Here is a 24,710-nt window from a genome sequence, read left to right as displayed (position 1 = left end):
ATCCGGCTTTGCCGGTCCGCCAGTGCCGCCCCCTGGGGGGCGCGCGTCAGCGCGTAGGGGGGACCTAATCCAGCCCCAGCTCCTTCACCACCGGCCCCCACTCCTCGAGCGTGCTGGCCAGATGCCGGCCGAACACCTCGGGCGCCATGTGGTCGGGCTTCAGGCCGAACTGGTCGGCACAGTTGGCGAATTCCGGCGTCTGCGTGGCCGCCTCGAAGGCGCTGGCCAGGCGCTGCACGACATCGTCGGACATGCCGCGCGGGCCCACGACGCCCAGGATGCTCGGCGCCACCAGGTCATAGCCCGCTTCGCGCAGCGTGGGGGCGCTATCGAAGCCGGGCATGCGCTCGGCGCCGTAGGTGGCGAGCAGGCGCAGGCGGCCATCGCGCACATAGGGCACCCACTCGGCGGTCTGCGACATCACCTGCACGTCGCCGCGCAGCAGGGCCGTGATGGTTTCCGGGCCGCTCTTGTAGGGAACGTGGGTCCAGCTCACGCCGGCCATCTCGGCCAGGCGTTCCATGGTGAGGTGCTGCGGCGTGCCGAGGCCGGCCGTGCTGTAGCTGATGGCCTTGGCGTCCTGCTTTGCCGCGGCGATCACGTCGTCCACCGACTGGAACGCGGAATCCGCGCGCACCAGCAGGCCGGCCTGGTATTGCGCGTACTGGACGATGGGCGTGAGATCCCGGGTCACGTCGTAGGTGGTCTCGACCGGCAGCAACTGGTTGAGCAGGGCGCCGGTGGAGAAGGTGGCAAGCGTGTAGCCGTCGGGCTTCTGGCGGGCCACGTAGTTGATCGACAGCGAGGAACCCGCGCCGGGGCGGTTCTCGATCACGACGCTCTGGCCGAGCGTATTGCCTATGTGCTGGCCGAGCACGCGCGCGCACACGTCGGTGCCGCCGCCAGGGCCGTAGCCTACGATCAGTTGGATCGGCTGGCTGGGGTACTCGGCGGCGAGGGCGGGGGATGCGCTGGCTGCGGCGAGGCACAGCGCGAGCGCGGTACGTTGGAACATGGTGTCTCCTTGAATCCGTGGTCGGTCGGGGCTGACTCTCGGTACCGCTCGTCGGCGGTTTGGTGCGATCAGTATAGATCATAAATGCGAACTTTATGATGTATGCTTGCGCCAATCACGAAAAAGCAAGGCAAGGAGAACATGGACCGCAATCGCAAAGTGTTGGTCACCGGCGCCAGCCGCGGCATCGGCAAGGCCATCTGCGCGCGCCTGCGCGACGACGGCTACCAGGTGGTCGGGCTTGCGCGCACGCCGCCCGCAGGCCTGGACGGCGTGGCGTTTCACGCGGTCGATCTGTCCGATCGCGCCGCCGCCGAGGCCGCCCTGGGCGCGCTCGCCGCGGACGGGGCGTTCTACGGGCTGGTCAACAATGTGGGCGCGGTGCCGCTCGCCGCCCTGGGCGAGATCGAGGAGGCCGACCTCATGCAGGCCGTCACGATGAACCTGGCCACCGCCATTCACTGCGCCCAGGCGCTGCTGCCCGGCATGCGCGCGGCTGGCATCGGGCGCATCGTCAACATCGCGTCGCGCGCGGCGCTGGGCAAGGCCGGGCGCAGCGTCTACAGCGCCACCAAGGCCGGCCTGATCGGCATGACCCGCACCTGGGCGCTGGAGACGGCGGCGCAGGGCATCACGGTCAACGCAGTGGCGCCGGGGCCCATCGATACCGAGTTCTTTCGCGAGGCCAACCCGCCGGGCGCCGAATCCACGCGCAGGCTGGAGGCATCGATACCGGTCGGCCGCCTCGGCCGCCCCGACGAGGTGGCGCACGCCACGGCCTACCTGCTCGACGCGCGCGCGGGATTCGTCACCGGGCAGACGCACTACGTATGCGGTGGCATGACGATCGGCGCGGCGTGAACCGGCGCGCCGCGCGCCGGAACTTTCTGAAGGCGGCCTGCGCCGCATCGCACACATTCGAGAAGGAGACACCATGCAAGACACGAACTCACCGCGCTGGCAGCGCCGTCCGGACGGCTCGACCTGGGGCGACTTCGGGCCCGACGACCAGCTCGGGCGCGTCAACCTGCTCACGCCCGAGCAAGTGTTGAAGGGCGTGCGCGAGGTGCGCACCGGGCAGACCTTCTGCCTGTCGCTGCCGCTGGACCTGCCGGGCGGCAACGCGCTCAACGCGCGCCGGCATCCGCCCCGGCTGGCGGCCACCGAGCGCGACGGCGTGCCGTACATGAACTTCCCCATGCAGAACCTGGACCCGACGTCGATCGACGTGCTCAGCGACGACCAGGTGCTGCTCACGCTGCAGTATTCGACCCAATGGGATGCGTTCGCGCACGTGGGGGCCTGGTTCGACGTCGAGGGCAAGGGCGAGGAACGCAAGGTCTACTACAACGGCTATCGCGCGGGCGAGCACGTGCTGGGTGGCGAGGACGACGGCCACGAGCACGATTGCGGCGGCACGCACGGCATGGGCGCGCGCCGTCTCGGCGTGGAGAACTTCGCGGTCAAGGGCATGCAGGGCCGTGGCGTGCTGGTGGATTTCGTGCCGCACTTCGGCACGGCGCGCACCCTCGTCGGCTACGACATCCTGCAGGACGTGATGCGGCGCGACGGCGTGACGGTGGAGCCGGGCGACATGCTGGTGCTGCGCACGGGCTTTGCCGATGTGGTGATGGACGGCGCCGGCCATGCCGACGCCGAGACGCTGCACAATGCGGGCGCGGTGCTCGACGGCGCGGACGAACGCCTGCTGCAGTGGATCACCGACAGCGGCATCGCCTGCATTTGTGCCGATAATTACGCGGTCGAAGCCTACCCCGCGCGCGAGCGCGAGGGCCGCAAGTCGCTGCTGCCGCTGCACCACCATTGCCTGTTCAAGCTCGGCCTGCCCCTGGCCGAACTCTGGTACCTGCGCGAGCTGGCCGAGTACCTGCGCGCCGAAGGCCGCAATCGCTTCCTGCTCACCGCGCCGCCGCTGCGCCTGCCCGGCGCGGTGGGCTCGCCCGTCACCCCGGTGGCCACGGTATGAAGCCCGTCGTCGACACAGGGCGAGAGGCCGCGCACACCGCCTCGGGGCACGAGGGAGGCGCGACCTTCCACGCCTGGCTCGCGCGCCGCCTGGCCGACAGCCCCGACGCCGTGTTCCTGCACGAGCCTCAGCGCGCATGGACCTATCGCGAGGTGGCCGGCGAGGCCGAGCGCCTGGCGGCCGTGCTGGCCGAGCGCGGCGCGGCCCGGGGCGATCGCATGGCGCTGTGGCTGCCCAACGGCCTGGCCTGGCTGGTCGGCTTTCTCGCCTGCGCCCGGCTGGGCATGATCGCGGTGGCGCTGAACACGCGCTTTCGCAGCCAGGAGGTGGGCGACGTGGTGGCCCGCTCCGGCGCGCGCTGGCTTGCCTGCTGGCCGGACTATCGCGGGATCGGTTTTCGCGACATCCTGCGCGAGGTGCCGGCCGGCCTGCTGGACGGGCTGCGCGGCGTGATCGCGTATGGCGAACCCATGCCGTCCGACCGGGAGATCGCGGGTGTGCCGGTGACCCCGTTCGACCAGGCGCCCGACGCGGCCTGCGCGCCGGCGACGGGCCGCGCGGCCGATGGCGCCATTGTCTACACCACCTCCGGCACGACGGCGGCCCCCAAGCTGGTGCTGCACGACCAGGACACCCTGCTGCGCCACGGTGCCGCGGTCGCCGCCGCGCTCGACGTGCGGGCCGGCGATGCGGTGCTGCTGGCGGCGCCGCTGTGCGGGGCGTTCGGCTTCTCCACGGCGCTGGCCGCCCTGGGCGGCGGGGCGCGCCTGGTGACGAGCGCGAGCCTGGACCCGGCCGAGCTGGCGATGCTGGTCGCCCGCACCGGTGTCACCCACACCTTCGCCAACAACGAGCTGATCGCCCGTGTGCTGGATGCCGCCGAGGCGGCACAGCACGATCTGTCCAGCCTGCGCTACGTGGGGTTTGCGAGCTTCGCGCCGGGGATGGATGCTTTTTTCGACCGTGCCGAGCGCCTGGGCGTGCCCCTGGCCGGCCTGTACGGCTCGAGCGAGTTGCAGGCGCTGGTCGCCGCCCAGCCGCTGGACGCACCCCGCGAGACCCGGGCGCGCGCCGGTGGCCGGCTGGTCGCGCCCGACGCCCGCGTGCGCGTGCGCGATCCGCAGACCGGCGCGCTGCTCGCCCTCGGCGAGGCCGGCGAACTGGAGATCCGGGCGCCCAGCGCGATGCGCGGCTACCTCGGCAACGCCGAGGCCACCGCGCAGGCGCTTGACGACGAAGGCTGGTTCCGCACGGGCGACCTGGGCCATGCGAGCGACGAGCGCACTTTCGTGTTCCTCGCCCGCCGGGGCGATGCCTTGCGCCTGAATGGTTTTCTCGTGCACCCGGCCGAGATCGAGCAGCAGATCGCCGCGCTGCCGGGCGTGGCCGCCGCGCAGGCGGTGGGCGTGGAGTACGAAGGGCGCACCGTGGTGGTGGCCTTCGTCGTCGCGCGCGAGGGCGAGGCGCCGCCGGACGAAGCGGCCATGATCGCGCAGTGCGCGCGGCATCTGGCACGCTACAAGACGCCGCGTAGAATCGCGCTCCTGGATGCGTTCCCGGTCGTGCAGAGCGCGAACTCGAACAAGGTCCAGCGTCACCGACTCCAGGAAATGGCGCGCGCGCTGCTGCAGCAGTGATGGCCGTCGCGCCGAGGAAAACCTTGCCATGTCCGCCCCTGCCGCCGTGCTCGCCCGCAGCCGTCAACCCTTGTATCTGCAACTGGCCGCGGAGTTTCGCGGCATGATCGAGGCCGGCACGTGGCCGGTGGACGGCCAGATCCCGCCGCTCGAGGCCCTCATGGCCAGATACGAGGTGTCGCGCATGACGGTGCGCAACGCGCTGGGCGAGCTCGAAGCCGAGGGGCTGGTGCGGCGCGGGCGCGGCAAGGGCACCTTCGTCGAGCGGCGCATGCCCGGCGTGGCCGAGCTCGAGCTGCCGAGCACCTGGGAGGAAGCGGTGGCGCTGAGCGACCTGCTCGGCACGCATGCCATCGTCACGTCCGACACCGAGGTCCAGACGCTGCCCGACATGGGCATGGTCTGCACGGCGGCGCCGGCGCCGTCCTATCGCTACCTGTGCCGGCTGCACAGCCGGGACGGCGTGCCGTATTGCTACAGCGAGGTGTACGTCGCCGCGCAGTTGTACCGGCGCTACCCGGACCGCTTCGAGGCCCACGCCGCGGCCTCGGTGATAGCGCGCATCCCGCGCCTGGTGGTGAGCGAGTCGCGCCAGAAGCTCTCCATCATCCAGGCGGGGTTCCGCTCGGCCGATGCGCTGCGGCTCGAAGTGGGCCACGCCGTGGCCGAGGTCCGTCGCCACGCCTGCGCGCGGGGCGAGATCATCTACTACGCGCGGCTGGAGTTCCCGCCGCGCTTCGTCAAGCTCGAACTGGACCTGCTCGCGCGCCCTTCGCGCGAAGGCCAAGCCGCGCGGCCCGCGGGCCGCTGAGCGCATTCATCCCCTGCCATCCGCCGAGGTGCCACCGATGTTCAATCCCGACAACCTGCTGTTGCCCTTCTTCGACGACGGTCACCGCGAGCTGCACGAACGGCTGCACGCATGGGCCCGCACGGCCCTGCCCAGCCGCATCCACAGCGGCGACGTGGACGCGCTGTGCCGCGAGCGCGTCGGCCAGCTCGCCGAGGCCGGCTGGCTGCGCTACTGCGTGCCCGCAGCGTTTGGCGGCGCGCTGCCGCGGCTGGATTCGCGCAGCCTGTGCGTGTTGCGCCAGACCCTGGGCTTCTACGACGGGCTGGCGGATTTCGCCTTCGCCATGCAGGGCCTGGGCAGCGGCGTCATCACGCTGTTCGGCGACGACGCCCTGCGCCGGCGCTATCTGCCGCGCGTGGCCGAAGGCACGGCGATCGCGGCCTTCGCGCTGTCCGAGCCCGACGCCGGTTCGGACGCAGCGGCCATGACGACGAGCGCGCGCCGCACGGCCGACGGCTATGTGCTGAACGGCACCAAGACCTGGATTTCCAACGCCGGCCTGGCCGACTTCTATTGCGTGTTCGCCAAGCTCGAGGACGACGCCGAAGGGGCCGGAGTGACCGCCTTCGTGGTGGATGCCGATACACCCGGCTTGGCCGTGACCGAGCGCATCGACGTGTGCGCGCCCCATCCGCTGGGCACGCTCGTCTTCGCCGACTGCCTCGTACCGCACGCGCACCGCCTGGGCGCACCGGGCGCCGGCTTCAAGGTGGCGATGCAGGCGCTGGACGTGTTCCGCGCGTCGGTGGGTGCCGCTGCGCTGGGCTTTGCCGAGGCCGCCGCCGACGCCGCCGTGCGCCATGCCGGCGAACGGCGCATGTTCGGCGCCACGCTGGGCGACCTGCAGCTCACGCAGGCGGCGATCGGCGATATGGCCACCGACATCGATGCCGCCACCCTGCTGGTGTATCGCGCGGCCTGGGAGCGCGACGTGCTCGATCGGCCGACCACCCGGCCGGCCGCCGTGGCCAAGCTCTACGCGACCGAAGCGGCGCAGCGCATCGTCGACGTCGCCGTGCAATTGCACGGTGGTCGCGGCGTGCGCGTGGGCGAGGCAGTCGAGAGCCTGTACCGCGAAGTGCGCGCCCTGCGCATCTACGAAGGCGCCTCGGAAGTCCAGAAGATGGTGATCGCGCGCGCCGTGCGCAAGGCGCGGGGGTGATCGCATCTGCGCCAGACGGGCGGCGCATGCTCTGCGCGCCGCCTTGCTCTAACATGGTGGCCTGCCCTTCGAGGAGCCGTCTTGTCCAAGCCCCTGGCCGCCGCCGGTAGGCTGGAGCTCACCACCGAGCGCCTGCGCCTGCGTCCTTTCGTTCCCGACGATGCCGAGGAGTTCGCGCGTGCCGTGCGTGAATCCGCGCCCGACATGACCCGCTGGATGCCCTGGTGCAACGCGGCCTACACCAAGTCCGAAGCCTATCACTGGTTCCGGCTGTGCTCGGCCTCGCTGGCCGAGGGCACGGGCTACGAGTTCGGTCTCTTTAGCGCTGGTACGGGCCGCCTGCTGGGGGGCGCCGGCCTCAACTTCTTCCATCCCGAGCACAACTTCTGCAACCTGGGGTACTGGCTGCGCGCCTCGGCGCGCGGGCAGGGCCTGGCGGCCGAGGTGGTGCCCGCGCTCGCCCGCTTCGGCTTCAGCCGCCTGGGCCTGACGCGCATCGAGATCGTCATCGCCGAGGGCAACCAGGCCAGCATCGCCACCGCGCGCCGGGCCGGCGCCCTCTTCGAGGGCCGGGCGCGCAACCGCCTGCTGATGGCCGGCGTCCCGGTCGATGCGCTGGTGTTCTCCCTCATACCCTGATCCTGGTGCTGCCTTGACCGCACCCGCTGGCAGGGGGCGCGGCATGGACGCCGACGACCCGCGTGTCCTGAGCCGCGTCAGGGACTCCCCTCATTTCTCCTCAATCTGTTGACAGTTCGCGAAACGGCACGCAGTCCGGATTTTTTACGTTGTCCGATTTTCGCGGAAAATAGTGCTCGTTATCGATGGCACGCTGATTTGACGGCTTCAGTTCTCCGATAAAGAGTTGACACTTCGGCCGAGGCTTGGATATCCTGCAGTCATAGCTTTACACCGCACGCGAGGCCCGCTCCCCGTGTGCGCCCAGCCACCCGAACCCGAGCCATGCAAACTGCCTTGCCCCTTCGATGCGTGATCACCGGCGCCGCCTCCGGCATCGGGCTCGCCCTGGCCGAACGCCTGCTGGCGGCCGGCTGGCAGGTCACGGGCGTCGACCGGCAGCCTTCTCCCGTCGCGCACCCGGCCTATCGCGAGCTCGTCGCCGACCTGGCTACGCCGGCAGGTGCGCGCAGCGCCCTGGCCGCCCTGGACGGGGACGGTACGACCGCGTTCGTGCATGCCGCGGGCGTGGTGCGCTCGGGCGGTCTGGGCGACAGCGATCTGCATGACGCCGATGCCATGTGGCATCTGCACGCGATCGCGCCTCTCGTGCTGCTGGGCGGGCTGACGCCTTCGATGCCGGACGGGCGCGGCCGGATCGTGCTGGTGTCCAGCCGCGCGGTGCTGGGCCGGGCCAAGCGGGCTGCCTACGCCTCGAGCAAGGCGGCCCAGATCGGTCTGGCGCGCAGCCTCGCGGCCGAGCTTGTGGGGCGCGGCATCACCGTCAACGTGGTCGCTCCGGGCGCCACCGATACGCCGATGCTGCGCGATCCGCAGCGCGGCGAGCCGCCCCGCGTGGAACTGCCCATCGGCCGTCTCGTGCGCGCCGACGAGGTCGCCGCAAGCATCGCCTTCCTGATCGGCGAGGATGCCGGCGCCATCACCGGGCAGACCTTGTACGTCTGTGGCGGCGCATCGTTGGGGGCCCAGACATGACGCTCACAGCGAACGTCCAGGCACCCTCGGCCAGCGTCTTCGGCCCTGGCCGCGTGCAGCGCGTGGCCGTGGTGACCGGTGCGGCCGGCGATCTCGGGCATGGCATCGCGGCCGCCTTCCTTGCTCAGGGCATGCGCGTGGCCGCGCTCGATCTCGACGCCGATGCCGTGGCGGCGCGCTGGCCGAGCCTGCCGGACGATTTGCTCTGCCTGGCCTGCAATGTGGCCGACGAGGCCCAGGTCGAGCACGCGGTTCAGGCTGTGCGCGGCCGCTACGGCCGCATAGACATCCTCGTCAACAACGCGGCCGTGGTCACGGCCTCGGCCAAGGTGGGCGAGCTGCAGCCTGCCGATTGGCGCAGGGCGCTGGACGTGAACCTGACCGGCGCCTGGCTCATGGCGCGGGCCTGCCTGCCGGCCATGCGCGCAGCGGGCGGCGGGGTGATCCTCAACGTGTGTTCGCAGCTCGGCCACGTGGCCGCCCCGGGACGCGGGGCATACGGCGCAAGCAAGGCCGGCTTGCTGGCCCTGACCCGGGCGCTCGCAGTGGACCACGCCGCCGAGGGCATCCGCGCCGTCAGTCTCTCGCCCGGCGCGGTGCTCACCAGCCGCGTCGTGGGCCGCTACGGCAGCACGCAAGCCGCCACCGCAGCCCTCGCCGGGCGCTATCCCACGGGCCGCCTGGGCACGCTGGACGAGGTCGTCGCCGCCGCCGAGTTCCTGGTCAGCGAACGGGCGTCCTTCGTCAGTGGTACCGATCTTCTCGTGGACGGCGGTTACACAGCCGTCTAGGGCCCGTCAACGCGATGTTCTTCCTGCCTTCGAACGCGCGCGGAGAACCTGGCGTCCACAGGTTCTCGCACCGCGGGCCATTCCTTTCCTTGCTTTCGGAGCCTTTACCTATGCGTTTTGCAAGCAGCATTTCCCGCCGTACATTTACCAAGACCGCCCTGGCGGGCCTGGCCGCCACCCTGGGCATGCTGTCGACGGCGCCCGCGCTCGCCGCCTCGGCGGAGGATTTTCCGCAGCGCCCGGTGACCATCGTCGTGCCCTTTCCTCCCGGCGGCGCCACCGACCTGACCGCGCGCCTGGTCGGCGACGGCCTGAGCCGCAAATGGGGCCAGCCGGTGGTGATCGAGAATCGTCCCGGCGCCGGCGGCAACGTCGGCTCCGAAGCCGTGGCCAAGGCCGCGCCGGACGGCTACACCCTGGTGCTGGGCGTGACCGGCTCGCACGGCATCAACGTCTCGCTCTACACCAACATGCGGTATCACCCGCTCGAGAGCTTCGAGCCGATCACCCAGGCCACGCTCTACCCGAACGCCATCGTGGTGAACAAGGACGTGCCGGCCGAGAACCTTGAGCAGCTCGTCGCGCTGCTCAAGACCAAGGAAGGCCAGCGCTACGCCTACGGTTCGGACGGCAACGGCACGGCCTCGCACCTGGGCATGGAACTGCTCAAGAACACCGGCGGCTTCGAACTCATCCACATCCCGTATCGCGGCAGCACGCCGATGGTCACGGACCTGCTGGGTGGCCAGATCCAGGTGGGCATCACCGGCCTGCCCGCGGTCCAGTCGTATCTCAAGGACGGCCAGCTCAAGCTGATCGCTGTGACCACCGGCGAGCGCTTCAGCGGCGCCCCCGAGCTGCCCACGGTGGCCGAGCAGGGCTTCCCGGGCTTCGATGCACCGCCCTGGTCGGGTTTCTTCGCGCCCAAGGGCACGCCCCAGCCCATCGTCGACAAGCTGTCGACCGACATGCGCGAGGTGATGTCCGATCCGGAGCTCAAGCAGAAGATGGCCGCCGCCGGCAGCGAGTTCACGCCGAATTCGCCCGCCGAGTTCCGCACCTTCGTCGAAGGCGAAATCGAGAAGTGGAAGAAGGCGGTGGAGATCTCCGGCGCCAGCGTGGACTGAGCAACCCTCTCTGCCGTGAGTCGCTCCCGCCTGAAGGCGGGAGTTTCCATGCCACCAAAGCGTGTTCGGCCATGGCATGGAGCATCAACCCGCTCCCAACGATGTAGGAAGCGAATGCAGCCTGGGCATGGCGCATTGGGCGGTGGAATGATCCTCCTCTATTATCGGGGGCCGAATTCCGCGCCCCGGCGCACCCAGGAGGTAACTGCATGACCCCGGCATTCGAACGCGCGCGCGAGCTGTTCTTCGAAGGCAATGCGCACATGGAGGCCGGACGGCTGACCGACGCCGAGCGCTGCTACGCCGCCGCGCTGCAGGCCATGCCCGGCCGCCCTTCGGTGTTGACCAACCTCGGCGCGGTACGCCTGCGCCTGGGGCGCGCCGCGGACGCACTGCCGCTGCTGGAAACCGCCGTCGCCGCCGAGCCGGACAATCTCGAAGCCTGGGGGCACCTGGCCGTCGCGCTGGGCGACCTGGGTCGCCCCGAAGAGGCCATCCAGGCCGACGATCGTGCCCTGGCGCTGAACGCCGACGCCGCCCCCGTCTGGCGGCACCGCGGCGTGATGCAGCAGCGCCTGCAGCGCGACGAGGATGCGCTGGCGAGCTTCGCCGCCCTCGTCCGACTGCTGCCCGAACGCGCCGATCCCTGGCTGCTGCACGGCGAAGCGTTGATCCGCCTGCGCCGGCCCGACGAAGCCCAGGCCTCGTTCGAGCGCGCGCTCGCCATCGATCCCGACATCGGCGCCGCCTGGAGCCGCCTGGGCGCCATCTTCAAGGAGCAGGGCAAGCGCGAAGAAGCCATCGATGCCCTGCAGCGCGCCATCTCGCTGGGCGATGCGCGCGAGCTCAACGGCTTTCTGCTCGCCTCCGTCACCGGACGCAAGGCGCCGCTGCATGCGCCCACCGATTACGTGCAATCCCTCTTCGACGACTACGCCGACGAGTTCGACAGCCACCTGGTCGACGTCCTGAACTACCGCGGCCACGAACGGCTCATCGCCGGGCTCGCCACGCACGCGCCCGGGCGGCACTACGCGCGCGGCCTGGACCTCGGCTGCGGCACCGGCCTGTGCGCGCCGCTGCTCGCCCCGCTGGTGGACAGCCTGGACGGCGTCGATCTCTCGGGCCGCATGGTCGAGAAGGCCAGGGCGCGCGGCGGCTACCGTGAAGTCTCGCGCGGCGATCTCGCCGCCTACCTCGCCCGCACCCCCGAGCGCTACGACCTCGTCGTCTCCGCCGACGTGTTGCTCTACGTCGGCGACCTCGCCCAGGTATTCGACGGCGTGCAGCGCGTGCTGCGCCCGGATGGTGTCTTCTGCTTCACCGCCGAGCGCGGCGAGGACGACACCGACGTGGTGCTGCTGCCGCGGCTCACGTACGCCCATTCCGAGAAATACCTGCGCAACATGGCCCTGCGCCACGGCCTGCAGGTGCTGGCGATCGAGCAGCATCCGATCCGCGAGGACCAGGGCGAGCCGATTCCGGGGTTGTACGTGTATGTGGCGCGGCGGTGATCGCCCCATCCTTCCTGAAGCGCACAACTTCCTGAGGCTGCTGGACGTGGATCCCGCGACCTCTCCGCCGTGAAGGCGGACGCGGTGAAACGGCCGGGCGCGGCGTCAGGCGTGCGCCTCCGTTGCGCACGCAACCTGATGCGTATCAAGGAATGTGCCGTCATATGCGAGTATAAGTTCCACTGAAGTCGTCGAATACGCGCCCCGGCATCCCGTCGGGACGCGCGGCGAGGCGCGGCAGCGCGCCGGTTCCGGGGAGTGGAGCGGTATGAACGGCAGTCAGGACGAGGGTTCCGCAGCGCTGGACACCCGGGTGCATGCGATCCTGGCCCGCGCGTGGGCGTCGCTGTCGCCGCAGTCGGCCATGCTGGCGTGGCTGGACTGGGCCTCACACATGGCGGTGTCGCCGGGCAGGCAGGCGGACCTGGCGGGGCTTGCCCTGTCGCAGGCGGCGCAACTGGCAGGCTACCTGCGCGAGTGCCTGATGGCCGGGCCGGGCGCGGCGCGCGCCTGCGTCGAGCCGCCGGCGCAGGACCGCCGGTTCGACGCGCCGGAATGGCGCGGCTGGCCGTACAACCTGTGGCACCAGTCCTTCCTGATGGCGCAGCAGTGGTGGGCCGAGGCCACGCGGGGCGTGCGCGGCGTCGAACGCCACCATGAGAAGCTGGCGGCGTTCTGGGCCCGGCAATGGCTGGACATGCTGTCCCCGGGCAACCACCTGCTGACCAACCCCGTGGCCCTGCGGCGCACCGCCGAAGAAGGCGGCGCCAACCTCGCGCGCGGCATGCTGTACCTGCTGGACAACCAGCGGCGGCGCCTGACCGGGCTGCCGCCCGAGGGCGCCGAGGCGTTCGAGGTCGGCCGCGACCTGGCCGTCACGCCCGGCAAGGTGGTGCTGCGCAACCGTCTGATCGAACTCATCCAGTACGCGCCGGCCACGGGCCAGGTGCGGCCCGAGCCCATCCTGATCGTGCCGGCGTGGATCATGAAGTACTACATCCTCGATCTGTCGCCGCACAACTCGCTCATCCGCTACCTGGTCGCCCAGGGCCACACGGTGTTCTGCATCTCGTGGAAGAACCCCGGCGCGGCCGAGAGCGACCTCGGCATGGAGGACTACCTGGACCTGGGATTCCGCACCGCGCTGGCCGCGGTCGAGGCCATCGTGCCCGGCAGCCGGGTGCACGCCACCGGCTACTGCCTGGGCGGCACGCTGCTGGCGATGGCCGCCGCGGCGATGGCGCGCGATGGCGAACTCGACCGCCTGGCTTCGCTGAGCCTGTTCGCCGCGCAGACGGACTTCAGCGAGCCCGGCGAGCTGGCGCTGTTCATCGACGAGAGCCAGCTCGCCCTGCTCGAAGCGCAGATGCAGGACAAGGGCTACCTGCGCGCCGACCAGATGGCGGGCGCGTTCCAGATGCTGCGTTCCTACGACCTGCTGTGGTCGCGCGTGGTCAACGAATATCTGCTGGGCGAGCGCCGGCCGATCAACGACCTGATGGCCTGGAACGCCGATGCCACCCGGCTGCCCGCGCGCATGCACGCGCAGTACCTGCGCCGCCTGTTCCTGGACGACGACCTGAGCGAAGGCCGCTATCCGGTGGACGGCAGGCCGGTGTCGCTGGGCGGCCTGACGCTGGACACCTTCTGCGTGGGGACCGTGACCGATCACGTCGCGCCCTGGCGCTCCGTATACAAGCTGCACTACCTCTGCCCGGCGCAGCTCACCTTCGTGCTGACCAGCGGCGGGCACAACGCCGGCATCGTCAGCGAGCCGGGCCGGCCGCACCGCCGCTACCAGGTGCTGGCCCGTCCGGCCGGCGGCCACTACATCGCCCCGCAGGAGTGGGAGCGCACGGCGCCCGCGCACGAGGGCTCGTGGTGGCCGCAGTGGCAGGCCTGGCTGGCGGCGCGCTCGGGCCCCGCGCAGCCGCCACCGGGCATGGGGGCGCCTGCGCGCGGCTATGCCGCCCTCTGCGACGCCCCCGGCACTTACGTGAAGGAGAAATGACATGCCCGATCCGGACGACGACTCGCCGCTGGCGCTGTACAAGGCCCATCTCAAGTTCCACACCAGCGTGAACCGGCTGTACCAGGAAGGCGCCCGCCGCTGGCTGGGTTTCTGCCACCAACTGGTCGCCGACGGCATCGCCGAGAGCGATGCCGAGGTCGAGGCGCTGCTGCACACGGAAAACTGGCAGAAGCTGTCGACGCTGCCCGCCGAGGCGTTCTGGCGCCAGGTGCAGCAGCGCTTCGACGATGCGCGGGCGGCGGCGCGCATCGCCATCACCGCGCAGACGGCGTTCGCCGCGGGCCTGCAGGATGCGGCGCAGGCCTGGCAGCGGGAGACGGTGGACGCGCTCGGCCGCCTGGCCGCCGCGCATCCGCTGGGCACCGCCTGGCGCGGCCTGATCGAGCGCCGCGAACCCCCGGGCCCCGTCCGCGCCGCGGCGCCGGTCCCAGCCCGGGCAACCCAAGGAGAATGACATCATGCAAGACAGGCAACGAACGGCCCTGGTGACGGGCGGCATGGGCGGACTGGGCGAGGCCATCGCCCGCGAGCTGCACGGGCGCGGCCATACCGTGCTGGTGACGCATTCGCCGGCCAACGACCACGTCGGCAACTGGCTGGAAAAGCAGGCCGCCGACGGCTATCGCTTCATCGCCTATGGCGTGGACGTGGCCGATGACGCGGCGTGCGCCGCGATGGCCGCAAGCATCGCCGCCGACGGGCATGCGGTCGACATCCTGGTCAACAACGCCGGCATCACGCGCGACGGCACGTTCCGCAAGATGAGCAAGGTGAACTGGGACGCCGTGCTGCGCACCAACCTGGACTCGATGTTCAACGTCACCCACCCCCTCATCGAAGGCATGATCGACCGCGGCTGGGGGCGCATCGTGAACATTTCGTCGATCAACGGCAGCAAGGGCCAGTTCGGCCAGGCCAACTATTCGGCGGCCAAGGCCGGCATCCACGGCTTCACCAAGGCGCTGGCGCAGGAGGTCGCGCGCAAGGGCGTGACGGTGAACACCGTGTCGCCCGGCTACCTGGAAACGAAGATGGTCACGGCCGTGCCCAAGGATGTGCTGGAGTCGCAGATCATCGCCAACATCCCCGTCGGCCGGCTGGGCCGGCCGGCCGAAATCGCCGCCCTGGTGGGCTTCATCGCGAGCGAGGCCGGCGCCTTCATGACCGGCAGCAACGTAGCGATGAACGGCGGCCAGCACATGTACTGACGGTGTCGCGGGCCAGGCGAGCCGCCGGCGGCGGCCGTTCCGGCTGCGGGATCAATACGCCAGCGTGTACGTCAGTGCCACGGTCCGCCCGCGGCCCTTGAAGTCCAGTACGCTCGGGTCGATCGAGCCGGCATAGGCCAGGCTGGCCTGCTCCGCCCAGCGCGTGGTGTAGGTCTTGTCGAATAGGTTCTGGATCCCGGCCGTGAGGGTGCCCTTGCGGCCGCGTCCGTGGTCGAAGGTGTAGCTGCCCAGCACGTCGACCAGGGTGAGCGAAGGCAGCGTCTCGCCGTCGCCGGTGCCGAAGCTGGGCACATCGCTCTTCAGGCGGAAGCTGTGCGCGAGCTGCGCGCGTGCGGACCAGCGGCCCCATTGCCGGCCGACGTAGACGGTGGCCTTGGACGGGCTCGCGTAATAGATGCCGCGGCGCACCCAGTCCCCGTTGCGCTCCTCTTCGCTCCGGATGAGCAGCAGGTTGCCGCCCAGCGCCCAGCCGTCTCCCACGCGATAGTTCAACTGGGCTTCCAGACCGTAGTTGCGTACCTTGTTGTCCGAAAGCGCGATGGTGAGCGTGCTGCGATCCACCGCGATCGCATCGTCCGACTGCAAGTGGAACAGGGCGGCCTGTAGTTGCAGCGGACCGCCGGCATAGCGCCAGCCGAGCTCGGTCGAGCGGGTCTTGATCGCCGCCATGTTCGTGTCGCCCACGCTGAGATAGCGGTTCAGGCGCCAGTAGCCGTCGCGCTCGCCGATCAGGCTGTAGCTGGCACCTGTGCCGTAGTATTTCGCCGGGTCGGCCAGTTCGAAGCCCTCGGCATAGTTGGCCCAAAGCTGATGGCCGGTCCAGGGACGGTAGACCACGCCGGCGTTGTACAGGGTGACCGCGTAGTCGTTCTTGCCGCCCGGGATGGCTTCGGCGTAGCGGCCATATCCGGCCGAGACCAGGCGCTGCTGGGCCACTTGGGCGAAGTCGTCCACGGCGATGTCCACGCGCTGGTGGCGCACCCCGGCGCTCAGGGTGAAGGTGTCCACCGGGGTCCAGTCGCCCTGGACGTAGCCGGCCCAGATGTTGGTCGAGAAGCTCGGGTAGCGGCCCAGCTCGTCGGTCTTGGCGAAGTTCAGGCCGCCGCTCTGCAGGGCGGTGGGCATATCGAACATGCTCTGCCGCGCGGTGAAGCGTTCGTGATCGTAGTCCACCCCGTAGCTCAGGTGTGCGCGGTCCCAGCTTTTGTCGAGCAGGGCCTTGAAGCCGTACGTGGTCGTTTCCTGGGTCGACGTGCTCCAGTAGGGCACACGCCCGCCCCCGAGCGGGTTGGCGTCGGCGCCCGGGAACGGATAGAACTGCAGCGACTCCTTGCGGTGGTAGGTCTTGAGGTAGAGCGTCTGCCCCCCGGGCACGCCCGGCAGGCTGTAGTCGCCGGCGAGCAGGTGCCGCTTGGTGCGCGGCTCCACGTCCGAGAAGAAGCCGCCGCGGACCTCGACCCGGCTGGGGTTGAGGACGTCGTCACCCGGGCCCGGTTGCAGCCAGAGCGCGTCGCCGGGATGGTATCCCGAGTCGTAGAGCTGCGCGAGCAGCTTGAGCGAGCCGGCGCGGCCCAGGTCGGCATCGGCCGTGCCGAGCACGTCGACGGCCTGGTTGTTCTGCAGATCGGTCTGGGTGATGTCGGGCAGTACGCGAGCGCCGCTGCCGTCGTAGGCGGCGCCGTTGCGCTCGTAGGAGACCGCCAGTCGCCCGTGCAGGCGTTCGTTGCCGCCTTGCACCGATTGGGCGACGTGCCAATCGAGGTCGCCGCTGCCGCGCAGCCCGGAGCGCAGGCCCGCCTCGCTGGTGAAGGGACTGTCGGCGGGGTCGCTGCGCCTGGTGACGATATTGATGATGCCGCCCGTGGCGTTGCCGCCGTACACGGCGGTGGCTCCGGAGAGGACTTCGATGCGCTCGATGTTGAAGGGGCTGATCGAGTCGAACTGACGGCTCAGCGTGCGCGATCCGTTCAGCGAAATGCCGTCGATCATCACCTGTGCGGCGCGGCCGCGCAGGTTCTGGCCGAAGTTGGTGCGCATCTGGCCGCCCAGGTCGAGGCCCGGCACCAATTGGCCCAATAATTCCTTCAAGGGAACCCCGGCACGCGCCTGCTCCTCGATCTGCTCGCGTTCGATGATCCATACCGTATTGGGCAGCTCGTCGATGGCGCGCGGCGTACGGCTGGCCACGACGGATATCGCCTGCAGGGTGGCCACGTTGTCCGGGCCGGTGGCGGCGGAGGGCTGGCCCTCGGCGGCCGGCACCACGACATAGCGGCCGGGCCCCTCGGCGCGGGCAGCCAGGCCCGAGCCCTCGAGCAAGGCGTCCAGCGCGGCTTGCGGCGTGTAGCGCCCGCGCAGCGGCGGCGCCGTGCGTTCGGCGGCGATTTCGCTGGCGTAGAGCACTTGCACCCCGGCGTCGCGCGCCAGGGCGTTCAGCGCACTGGCGAGCGGCGCAGCCGGGCGATCGTAGTCATGGACGGCTTGAGCGTGGGCAAGGGCGGACAGGGCGAGCAGCGCCGCGGCGAGGGGTGTGCGCAGGTACGGCAGGCAAGGCATGTCGGAAGCTCCGGCAGGTAAGTGAATGGGTACGCTTCAGAGCCGTTTGCCGGTAGCGCCGCCCCTACCTTCCGTTGCAATATTTTACATTCTTAGCGCGGTTCGATCCATGCCGTACCGTCGGCGGTTTGCCGCACCGTCACCGACCCGATGCGGGGCAGAAGATCGAGCAGGGCGTCGGGCTGGTCCAGTGCGAACACTCCCGACACGCGCAGACCGACGGGTGCGCCGGCGGCGAGGCGGATCGGAGCGGCACGGTAGGGCTGGATCCGCTCGATGGCCTCGGCCAGGGATACGTCGTCCAGCACGAGCACGCCCTTGCGCCAGGCGAGGGCGTCCTCGGCCGGGACGTCGCCGGTCGTGGAGAACCGGCCGGCCCGGACCTGGACCGTCTGGTTGGCGGCCAACTCGCGTGGCTGCGGCTCGCCGTCGGCCCGGACCTGCACGCGTCCCTGCGCGACCGTGACGGTGGCGCTATCCGTATCCCGTGCGACGGAGAACACTGTCCCGAGCACGCGCACTCGTGCGCTGCCTGCGTCGACGTGGAAAGGCCGCCAGGCAGCATGCTCGACGTCGAAGGCCGCGCGACCCTCGTCCAGCGTGACCCGTCGCGAGCGCAGATGCCAGTCCACGCGCAGGCGTGCGCCGGCGTCGAGGACGGCCTGCGAGCCGTCCGGCAGCGTCACCTGGGAGATCGTGTGCGCGCCGGCGGCGTAGCTCGCGTGCCGGAGGGCCGGATCGGCCCACCAGAGTGCGCCGGCGAGCGCACAGACGCCCAGCGTGGCGGCGGCCGTGCGCGAACGCCTGCGCCGACGCTGCGCGCGGCGGGCAAGTTCCTCCAGGTCGGGCAGCGGAAACTGTGCTCGCAGCGCTTCCATGTGCTGATCGAGCAGGGCGTCCACGGCGGTGGCCTGGTCGGATGCGGATGAGGATGCCGTGCCGTCGGCGGGAATCGAGGGCGGCTTTGCCGTCATGCGGACCGTCCCTGCTGGAGGTCGAGCCGGGCCTGGCACAGCCGGGAGGCAGTGCGTACGTGCTTTTCCACCGTCTTGACGGTGATGGCGAGAAGTTGCGCGATCTGCGCCTGGGGCAGGCCGTGGATGCGGTGCAGGATGAAGCTGGTGCGGCAACGCTCGGGCAGTGCATCGATGGCGAGGATCAGCAGGTCCAGCTCGCGGCGCGCGGCGACGATGCGTTCCGGGCCGGCGGCGGGCGGCGTAGCCACCTCGGGCAACTCGGCCATCGGCTCCACCCACCGTCTGCGCGCATCCTCGCGACGGCAGTGATCCACCGCCGCATCGTGCAGCATGCGGCGCAGCAGGGCGAGCGGCGCCCGCGCCGGCGCAACCGGCTTCTCGATCAGGCGCAGGCAGGTGTCGTGTACGACGTCGCGGGCGAAACCCGCTCCTCCGAAGCGACGGCGCACGTGGCGCACCAGCTCGTCGTAATGCGCGAGCAAGGCTTGCAGCAAGGGCTGTGATCCTGCGGCGTCCGGCCGGCCCGACACGATGCTTCTCCTTCCCGGCCGTGGGCCGAACTGAACGTCTGGATTATAAATGAGAATGATTTCTGTTCGTAAGGTCGGTGACGACTTGCGTCCGGGGCCCTGGCCTACAATCCCTCCTTTGAATCCCGCGACATCCAAGGTCTCTTCCTTCATGGCCCAATACGTCTACACCATGCATCGCGTCGGCAAAATCGTGCCGCCCAAGCGGCAGATCCTGCGCGACATCTCGCTGTCCTTCTTCCCCGGCGCCAAGATCGGCGTGCTGGGCCTGAACGGTGCCGGCAAGTCGACCGTGCTGCGCATCATGGCGGGCGTGGACACCGACATCGAAGGTACGGCCCAGGCCATGCCCAACCTGCGCATCGGCTACCTGCCGCAGGAGCCGGAGCTGAACCCCGAACACACGGTGCGCGAGGCGGTCGAGGAGGGCATGGGCGAGGTGTTCGCGGCCAAGAAGCGGCTGGACGAGGTGTATGCCGCCTATGCGGAGCCGGACGCGGACTTCGACGCGCTGGCCGAGGAGCAGGGCAGGCTCGAAGCCATCATCGCCGCCGGGGCGAGCGGCGGCGACGCCGAGCACCAGCTCGAGATCGCGGCCGATGCGCTGCGCCTGCCACCCTGGGACGCCGTCATCGGCAACCTGTCGGGCGGCGAGAAGCGCCGCGTGGCGCTGTGCCGCCTGCTGCTGTCCAAGCCCGACATGCTGCTGCTGGACGAACCCACCAACCACCTGGACGCCGAGAGCGTCGACTGGCTGGAGCAGTTCCTGCAGAAGTTCCCGGGCACGGTGGTGGCGGTCACCCACGATCGTTACTTCCTGGACAACGCCGCCGAGTGGATTCTCGAACTCGACCGCGGCCACGGCATTCCCTGGAAGGGCAACTACAGCTCATGGCTGGAGCAGAAGGAGAACCGTCTCAAGCAGGAGGAGGCGAGCGAATCCGCGCGCCAGAAGACGATCAGGAAGGAACTCGAGTGGGTGCGCCAGAACCCCAAGGGGCGCCAGGCCAAGTCGCGCGCGCGCCTGTCGCGTTTCGAGGAACTCAGCTCGCACGAGTACCAGAAGCGCAACGAGACGCAGGAAATCTTCATCCCGGTCGCCGAGCGCCTGGGCAATGATGTGGTCGAGTTCAAGAACGTCACCAAGGCGTACGGCGATCGGCTGTTGATCGACGATCTCAGCTTCAAGGTGCCGGCCGGGGCCATCGTCGGCGTGATCGGGCCCAACGGCGCGGGCAAGTCCACGCTGTTCCGCATGATCGCGGGCGAGGAGAAGCCGGACAGCGGTGAAGTCGTGATGGGCAGCACGGTCAAGCTCTCGTACGTCGACCAGCACCGCGACAAGCTCGAGGCCAACAAGTCGGTGTTCGACATCGTGGCCGACGGCGCCGACCTCATCACCGTGGGCAAGTTCGAGATGCCGGCGCGCGCCTACATCGGCCGTTTCAATTTCAAGGGTGCGGACCAGGGCAAGCTGGCCGGCCAATTGTCGGGCGGCGAGCGCGGCCGCCTGCACCTGGCCAAGACGCTGTCCTCGGGCGGCAACTTCCTGCTGCTGGACGAGCCGTCGAACGACCTCGACGTCGAAACCCTGCGCGCGCTCGAAGACGCCCTGCTCGAGTTCGCCGGCAGCGTCATGGTGATCAGCCACGACCGCTGGTTCCTCGACCGCATCGCGACGCACATCCTGGCTTTCGAGGGCGAGTCGCAGGTGGTGTTCTTCGACGGCAACTACCAGGAATACGAGGCGGACAAGAAGCGCCGCCTGGGCGAGGAAGCCGCCAAGCCCAAGCGCATCCGGTACAAGCCGCTCATCAAGTAGGCACCGCGGGCCGGCGCTGTCCCGGTATCGCCCGGCCGGAACGTCCCGTACGCGCTAACGTCCAACACCCTGCGGGCCGCGTCGGGCGGCCCGCAGGGTGTTGGACGTGTCAGGGGTTGACACTCATCAGTCCGATCCATACAGTCAATTCTGACAATAAGCTGAAACAAAAATCTGCTTGAGCATGCCAATGGAGGAGGTAACCGGCGTACAGGGCGTTCAAAATGAGAAGAAGGGTTTCTTTGAATGCAGTCAGGGCCTTCGAAGCTGCGGCCCGGCACAAGAGCGTTACGCAGGCAGCCACCGAACTTTGCGTCACCCCCACGGCCATCAGCCACCAGATACGGCTGCTGGAAGAGTTCCTGCAGTTCAAGCTGTTCACCCGGCGCAGCAGCAAGCTGGAACTGACGCCTGCCACCGTCACCAGCGTTGGCAAGATCACCGCCGCCCTCGATCTGATCGATAGCGCGCTCAAGGAGCTGAGCGAGCCCGACAACCAGCGCGAGCGCTTCATGCTGGGCGCTTCTTCTTCTTTTACTTCCCTGTGGCTGATGCCGCGGCTGCAAACCTTCCTGAAAGAGTCCAACGACATGGACATCACAGTGAAGTCCTATCACAGCCGTGCCGAAATCGAGGTCGAGTCCACCGACCTCCAGATCTGCGAGTGGGAAACCACCCTGGACCGCCTGATCGAACCCTTCATGGAGGAGGAAATCATACCGGTCTGTTCGCCCACATTGGCCGCGCACTATGGCAGCGACCCGGCCCAGCTCTTCAGGTACGCGCCGCTGATCCACTTCGAACAGCAAGCACCGGCCATCAATGAGTTTCCCGATTGGGTGCAGTATCTGCGCAAGTACGGCATCAATCGGGACGACGTCAACCAGGGCACGCGATTCAACCACAACGTCGCGGCCATCGATGCGGTCAAGGCGGGGTTTGGCGCCTATCTGGGCCGATCGTTGCTGGTCGAAGGCGCGCTGGAAAGAGGCGAACTGGTACAGATCGGCGCCCCCTTTCCTGTACGCAACCGCTACTACCTGGTGTCGCACTGGAAACCCAGGGCGCCGCACGCGGTTACCCGGTTCAAGGACTGGCTGTATCGCCAGGTACAGGGTTCAGCACGCGTGCAGGTGCTGTAGCCGCACACGGCTATAGCTGAACGAAAGCGCTGTTGAAGTAGACCAGCGGCTGAAGCGGCGTATCCCACAAGGCCACATCCACGATTTCGCAGATCAGAATCGAATGCGAGGTGTAAGGTATGGTCTGCCGTACCTCGCAGTCGAACGTGGCCAGCGAGCCAGCCAGGGCGGGCGCGCCGGTTTTCAGGGTTTGCCAATTGCCATGTTCGAACCGGCTGTCCCGGCCATCCGAGCGGCCGAACCGCATGGCGTTCGTCTCTTGCTGTGCGGACAATATGTTGACGCATAGCTTGCCCGCAGCCACGATGGCGTCGTGCGCGGAGGCGGATTGCGCAACGCAAACCAGCAGCGACGGCGGGGCGGCGCTCACCGAGCTGACGGCGGTGGCCGTCAATCCATGGCGCTGGCCATCTCTGACGGTGGTGATCAGGCTCACCCCGGATGCCAGGCGGCGCATGCCATGCTTGAATTTTTCAACGTCCATTGCGTTTTCCATCGGTCGTGCAAGCACATGATTTTTCGAGCCTGAGCATGCAGGCCAACTAGCGCGTTCGCGCCATAAACTCCGCCTTGACGGCATCGAGCGCCGATGCGTCCAGCATCAGGTCGATTGCGGTCATGGCCATGGCCTTGGCCGAATCGGCCAGTGCGGCGCGGGCAGCCGGGCCGACCGACGCTTCGTGAAATTCGTGCGAATGGGGCGGATGAGCCGTCATCGCAATCTGCGGCTGTATCGTCGGTACGGCCCAGCTTACGTTGCTGGTATCTCCGCTCCACGCACCCGACAGCTCATCGCGCGCCCGGGTGGCGCGTCCCAGCGCCTGCAGGTTTCTGTCGAATAGCTGCGCCATGGCGTCATTGCTGAGCAAGGGCTTGCCGCGAGGCCCTTCGGCCCATGTCTTCTCCAGCGTGGCGCCCGTCATCGAGGCCGCGCCTTCGAGCACGCCGTTGATGCGTGGGATCATCATGTCGATGGTGGCGTTGTCATTTGCCCGCACCGTCAACACACCCGACGTGTGATCCGGAATGACGTTGGACAACGTGCCGCCTTTCGTGACGATGTAGTGCATGCGCACGTCGGACGGCGTTTGCTGCCGCAGCAGGCCGATACCGTTGAAGGCCAGGGTCATGGCGTCCAGCGCGTTGATGCCCCACTCCGGCCGCGCCGCGCCGTGGGCGGCCCGGCCGAAGTAGGAAAAATTCACGCGGGTGGCCACTAGCGCGCGGGAATGGGCAATGTTGTCCCGCCCGGGATAGATCAGCATCATGGCATCCAGGCCGTCGAAGAAACCCTCGCGCTGCATGATGTGCTTGCCGTTGCCGCCTTCTTCTCCCGGGGTGCCCAAGGCAATGACTTCGCCGCCCAGCATGTCCATGACGCTCTTGAGCCCCACGGCGGCCCCTATGCTGGCCGGACCGCCCACATTGTGGCCGCAGCTATGGCCATAGGGCGGCAGCCCGTCGTATTCGCAGAGAAAGGCAATGCGCGGCCCGGGTCCGGACGAACGCACCGTGCCGCGAAAGGCGGTGGACAAGGAGCCCAGCCCCTTCTCCACCTGAAAACCCGCTTCGCTCAAGACCTCGCACAGCCATGCCTGCCCTTTGACCTCTTCAAAAGGCCGTTCGACATGCGCATGCATGGCTTCGCTGACTTCATACAGTCGGGGCGCCACCTCGTCGATGGCCGCCGCAGCGCGGGCCTTGAGGTCATCGACACGCATCATGCGTGCTTCTCCATCCAGTGCCGGGCCACGTCGATACGCGTGGCAAACCATACATCGGCATGGGACTTGGCGTATTGAATGAAGTCGTACAGCGCCTTGGCGCGAGCGGGATGCCCGACGACCCGCATGTGAAGACCGATGTTCATCATCTTGGGGGATGCTTCCCCTTCCCTGTAAAGACGGTCGAATGTATAGCGAAGATGCTCCTCGAATTCATTGGGCGGCCCGAACGCGCCTCGGCCAAAACCGCTGTCGTTGTTGACCAGCGAATACGGGATCACCAGATGCTTCTTGTCACCGACCATTTCCCAGTAGGGCAGGTCATCGTTGTAGGCATCCGAGTCGTAAAGAAATCCGCCCTCTTCGACCACCAGCTCGCGCGTATTGGTGCTGGGCCGGCTTCTGCAATACCAACCTCGCGGCCGCACGCCGGTGGTTTCCTCGATGGACTTGACCGCCATGCGGATATGTTCACGCTCTTGCTCGCGCGTGAGCAAGGCCACGTCTTCCCAGCGCCAGCCGTGGCACATGATGTCATGCCCGCGGCGAACCATCTCCCGGGCGGCGGCGCGATTTCGTTCCAACGCGACCGCGCACGCGTAGAACGTGCACTTGACGTCCAGCTCGTCGAAAATGTCCAGCAAACGCCAATAGCCCGCGCGCGCCCCATATTCGTACATGCTTTCCACGGCCAGGTCGCGTTTGCCGTCCGGCCACGGGCTCGTGGGAAATTCGGACAGGGCCTGCTCGGCCTTGGGGTCGCCATCGCCCACCGAAGCCTCGGAGCCTTCTTCGTAATTCACCACGAGCAGAATGGCAATGCGCGCATTGCCGGGCCACACCACCTCGGGCGGCTTGCCGCCATAGCCGACCAGATCGCGCTGCGGCCCTGGGGAATCGGGTTCTGTCACATGCATCTTCAATCTCCTCGGAAGGAC

General features: G+C 68.8%; 22 protein-coding genes. 15 read left to right on the top strand and 7 right to left on the bottom strand.

The window, feature by feature from the left end; all coding sequences use genetic code 11:
- Nucleotides 1-64: 64 nt before the first annotated feature.
- Nucleotides 65-1,015 (bottom strand): tripartite tricarboxylate transporter substrate binding protein, encoded by a 951-nt coding sequence (locus FOZ76_RS15565; RefSeq protein ID WP_143949184.1) that lies wholly within the window; start codon nucleotides 1,013-1,015, stop codon nucleotides 65-67.
- Nucleotides 1,016-1,156: 141 nt separating this feature from the next.
- Between FOZ76_RS15565 and FOZ76_RS15560 the strand changes: the two genes are divergently transcribed.
- The 13 genes from FOZ76_RS15560 to phbB all read left to right on the top strand — a co-directional run bounded on the left by FOZ76_RS15560 (nucleotide 1,157) and on the right by phbB (nucleotide 15,000).
- Nucleotides 1,157-1,876 carry an SDR family oxidoreductase gene (locus FOZ76_RS15560; protein WP_143949183.1) on the top strand — a complete coding sequence of 240 codons (720 nt, stop codon included), beginning with the start codon at nucleotides 1,157-1,159 and terminating at the stop codon, nucleotides 1,874-1,876.
- A 73-nt stretch (nucleotides 1,877-1,949) separates the two neighbouring features.
- Nucleotides 1,950-3,002, top strand: a complete 1,053-nt coding sequence (locus FOZ76_RS15555; protein WP_143949182.1) for a cyclase family protein — start codon at nucleotides 1,950-1,952, stop codon at nucleotides 3,000-3,002.
- Nucleotides 2,999-4,639, top strand: coding sequence for an AMP-binding protein (locus tag FOZ76_RS15550; protein ID WP_143949181.1), 1,641 nt, complete (start codon nucleotides 2,999-3,001; stop codon nucleotides 4,637-4,639). Before FOZ76_RS15555 ends, FOZ76_RS15550 begins: the two co-directional genes overlap by 4 nt.
- A gap of 28 nt (nucleotides 4,640-4,667) precedes the next feature.
- Nucleotides 4,668-5,450 carry a GntR family transcriptional regulator gene (locus tag FOZ76_RS15545; RefSeq protein ID WP_143949180.1) on the top strand — a complete coding sequence of 261 codons (783 nt, stop codon included), beginning with the start codon at nucleotides 4,668-4,670 and terminating at the stop codon, nucleotides 5,448-5,450.
- Between the two features lie 37 nt (nucleotides 5,451-5,487).
- Entirely contained in the window at nucleotides 5,488-6,654 is a 1,167-nt protein-coding gene (locus tag FOZ76_RS15540; protein WP_143949179.1) for an acyl-CoA dehydrogenase family protein, read from the top strand.
- Between the two features lie 81 nt (nucleotides 6,655-6,735).
- Nucleotides 6,736-7,293: a GNAT family N-acetyltransferase gene (locus FOZ76_RS15535; protein ID WP_342781877.1), complete on the top strand. Its 558-nt coding sequence runs from the start codon at nucleotides 6,736-6,738 to the stop codon at nucleotides 7,291-7,293.
- 336 nt (nucleotides 7,294-7,629) lie between these two features.
- A complete protein-coding gene (locus tag FOZ76_RS15530; RefSeq protein ID WP_425473291.1) occupies nucleotides 7,630-8,328 on the top strand; it encodes an SDR family NAD(P)-dependent oxidoreductase in 699 nt (232 codons plus the stop codon).
- Nucleotides 8,325-9,119, top strand: a complete 795-nt coding sequence (locus FOZ76_RS15525; protein ID WP_143949177.1) for an SDR family NAD(P)-dependent oxidoreductase — start codon at nucleotides 8,325-8,327, stop codon at nucleotides 9,117-9,119. The genes FOZ76_RS15530 and FOZ76_RS15525 overlap by 4 nt, the downstream gene beginning before the upstream one ends.
- A gap of 110 nt (nucleotides 9,120-9,229) precedes the next feature.
- On the top strand, nucleotides 9,230-10,246 hold the full coding sequence (locus FOZ76_RS15520; RefSeq protein ID WP_143949176.1) for a Bug family tripartite tricarboxylate transporter substrate binding protein: 1,017 nt from the start codon (nucleotides 9,230-9,232) through the stop codon (nucleotides 10,244-10,246).
- Between the two features lie 209 nt (nucleotides 10,247-10,455).
- Nucleotides 10,456-11,760, top strand: a complete 1,305-nt coding sequence (locus tag FOZ76_RS15515; protein WP_143949175.1) for a tetratricopeptide repeat protein — start codon at nucleotides 10,456-10,458, stop codon at nucleotides 11,758-11,760.
- Nucleotides 11,761-12,028: 268 nt separating this feature from the next.
- A complete protein-coding gene (locus FOZ76_RS15510; RefSeq protein WP_143949174.1) occupies nucleotides 12,029-13,771 on the top strand; it encodes a PHA/PHB synthase family protein in 1,743 nt (580 codons plus the stop codon).
- Between the two features lies 1 nt (nucleotide 13,772).
- Nucleotides 13,773-14,246 (top strand): phasin family protein, encoded by a 474-nt coding sequence (locus tag FOZ76_RS15505; protein WP_143949173.1) that lies wholly within the window; start codon nucleotides 13,773-13,775, stop codon nucleotides 14,244-14,246.
- 4 nt (nucleotides 14,247-14,250) lie between these two features.
- Nucleotides 14,251-15,000 (top strand): acetoacetyl-CoA reductase, encoded by a 750-nt coding sequence (gene phbB / locus FOZ76_RS15500; RefSeq protein ID WP_143949172.1) that lies wholly within the window; start codon nucleotides 14,251-14,253, stop codon nucleotides 14,998-15,000.
- 51 nt (nucleotides 15,001-15,051) lie between these two features.
- On the opposite strand, the gene FOZ76_RS15495 is transcribed toward phbB, so the two are convergent.
- The 3 genes from FOZ76_RS15495 to FOZ76_RS15485 form a co-directional block, all read right to left on the bottom strand.
- Nucleotides 15,052-17,577: a TonB-dependent receptor gene (locus tag FOZ76_RS15495; protein WP_143949171.1), complete on the bottom strand. Its 2,526-nt coding sequence runs from the start codon at nucleotides 17,575-17,577 to the stop codon at nucleotides 15,052-15,054.
- A gap of 92 nt (nucleotides 17,578-17,669) precedes the next feature.
- Nucleotides 17,670-18,551, bottom strand: a complete 882-nt coding sequence (locus tag FOZ76_RS15490) for a FecR family protein (protein WP_143949170.1) — start codon at nucleotides 18,549-18,551, stop codon at nucleotides 17,670-17,672.
- On the bottom strand, nucleotides 18,548-19,048 hold the full coding sequence (locus tag FOZ76_RS15485; protein WP_246129542.1) for an RNA polymerase sigma factor: 501 nt from the start codon (nucleotides 19,046-19,048) through the stop codon (nucleotides 18,548-18,550). The genes FOZ76_RS15490 and FOZ76_RS15485 overlap by 4 nt, the downstream gene beginning before the upstream one ends.
- A 187-nt stretch (nucleotides 19,049-19,235) precedes the next feature.
- Between FOZ76_RS15485 and ettA the strand changes: the two genes are divergently transcribed.
- Nucleotides 19,236-20,906 carry an energy-dependent translational throttle protein EttA gene (gene ettA, locus FOZ76_RS15480; RefSeq protein ID WP_143949168.1) on the top strand — a complete coding sequence of 557 codons (1,671 nt, stop codon included), beginning with the start codon at nucleotides 19,236-19,238 and terminating at the stop codon, nucleotides 20,904-20,906.
- A 242-nt stretch (nucleotides 20,907-21,148) separates the two neighbouring features.
- A complete protein-coding gene (locus FOZ76_RS15475) occupies nucleotides 21,149-22,048 on the top strand; it encodes a LysR substrate-binding domain-containing protein (RefSeq protein WP_170235483.1) in 900 nt (299 codons plus the stop codon).
- Between the two features lie 10 nt (nucleotides 22,049-22,058).
- On the opposite strand, the gene FOZ76_RS15470 is transcribed toward FOZ76_RS15475, so the two are convergent.
- Genes FOZ76_RS15470 through FOZ76_RS15460 form a run of 3 tightly spaced genes read right to left on the bottom strand, consistent with a single transcriptional unit; the run spans nucleotide 22,059 to nucleotide 24,689 of the window.
- A complete protein-coding gene (locus FOZ76_RS15470; protein ID WP_211366274.1) occupies nucleotides 22,059-22,544 on the bottom strand; it encodes a flavin reductase family protein in 486 nt (161 codons plus the stop codon).
- A 46-nt stretch (nucleotides 22,545-22,590) separates the two neighbouring features.
- Nucleotides 22,591-23,772 (bottom strand): M20 family metallopeptidase, encoded by a 1,182-nt coding sequence (locus tag FOZ76_RS15465; protein WP_170235482.1) that lies wholly within the window; start codon nucleotides 23,770-23,772, stop codon nucleotides 22,591-22,593.
- Complete coding sequence (locus tag FOZ76_RS15460) at nucleotides 23,769-24,689, bottom strand: allantoinase PuuE (RefSeq protein ID WP_143949165.1); 921 nt, start codon at nucleotides 24,687-24,689, stop codon at nucleotides 23,769-23,771. The genes FOZ76_RS15465 and FOZ76_RS15460 overlap by 4 nt, the downstream gene beginning before the upstream one ends.
- Nucleotides 24,690-24,710: the final 21 nt, after the last annotated feature.

This window comes from Verticiella sediminum, from assembly GCF_007558815.1.
In the GTDB taxonomy this organism is placed as follows: Bacteria; Pseudomonadota; Gammaproteobacteria; order Burkholderiales; family Burkholderiaceae_B; genus Verticiella; species Verticiella sediminum.
Note: the sequence above shows the minus strand (reverse complement) of the source record. Positions and strands in the feature narration are given on the sequence as shown.

Coding starts and splice junctions, on each gene's coding strand:
- FOZ76_RS15565 (WP_143949184.1), bottom strand. CDS start 1,015: ATGTTCCAACGTACCGCGCTCGCGCTGTGCCTCGCCGCAGCCAGCGCA.
- FOZ76_RS15560 (WP_143949183.1), top strand. CDS start 1,157: ATGGACCGCAATCGCAAAGTGTTGGTCACCGGCGCCAGCCGCGGCATC.
- FOZ76_RS15555 (WP_143949182.1), top strand. CDS start 1,950: ATGCAAGACACGAACTCACCGCGCTGGCAGCGCCGTCCGGACGGCTCG.
- FOZ76_RS15550 (WP_143949181.1), top strand. CDS start 2,999: ATGAAGCCCGTCGTCGACACAGGGCGAGAGGCCGCGCACACCGCCTCG.
- FOZ76_RS15545 (WP_143949180.1), top strand. CDS start 4,668: ATGTCCGCCCCTGCCGCCGTGCTCGCCCGCAGCCGTCAACCCTTGTAT.
- FOZ76_RS15540 (WP_143949179.1), top strand. CDS start 5,488: ATGTTCAATCCCGACAACCTGCTGTTGCCCTTCTTCGACGACGGTCAC.
- FOZ76_RS15525 (WP_143949177.1), top strand. CDS start 8,325: ATGACGCTCACAGCGAACGTCCAGGCACCCTCGGCCAGCGTCTTCGGC.
- FOZ76_RS15520 (WP_143949176.1), top strand. CDS start 9,230: ATGCGTTTTGCAAGCAGCATTTCCCGCCGTACATTTACCAAGACCGCC.
- FOZ76_RS15515 (WP_143949175.1), top strand. CDS start 10,456: ATGACCCCGGCATTCGAACGCGCGCGCGAGCTGTTCTTCGAAGGCAAT.
- FOZ76_RS15510 (WP_143949174.1), top strand. CDS start 12,029: ATGAACGGCAGTCAGGACGAGGGTTCCGCAGCGCTGGACACCCGGGTG.
- FOZ76_RS15505 (WP_143949173.1), top strand. CDS start 13,773: ATGCCCGATCCGGACGACGACTCGCCGCTGGCGCTGTACAAGGCCCAT.
- phbB (WP_143949172.1), top strand. CDS start 14,251: ATGCAAGACAGGCAACGAACGGCCCTGGTGACGGGCGGCATGGGCGGA.
- FOZ76_RS15495 (WP_143949171.1), bottom strand. CDS start 17,577: ATGCCTTGCCTGCCGTACCTGCGCACACCCCTCGCCGCGGCGCTGCTC.
- FOZ76_RS15490 (WP_143949170.1), bottom strand. CDS start 18,551: ATGACGGCAAAGCCGCCCTCGATTCCCGCCGACGGCACGGCATCCTCA.
- ettA (WP_143949168.1), top strand. CDS start 19,236: ATGGCCCAATACGTCTACACCATGCATCGCGTCGGCAAAATCGTGCCG.
- FOZ76_RS15470 (WP_211366274.1), bottom strand. CDS start 22,544: ATGGAAAACGCAATGGACGTTGAAAAATTCAAGCATGGCATGCGCCGC.
- FOZ76_RS15465 (WP_170235482.1), bottom strand. CDS start 23,772: ATGATGCGTGTCGATGACCTCAAGGCCCGCGCTGCGGCGGCCATCGAC.
- FOZ76_RS15460 (WP_143949165.1), bottom strand. CDS start 24,689: ATGCATGTGACAGAACCCGATTCCCCAGGGCCGCAGCGCGATCTGGTC.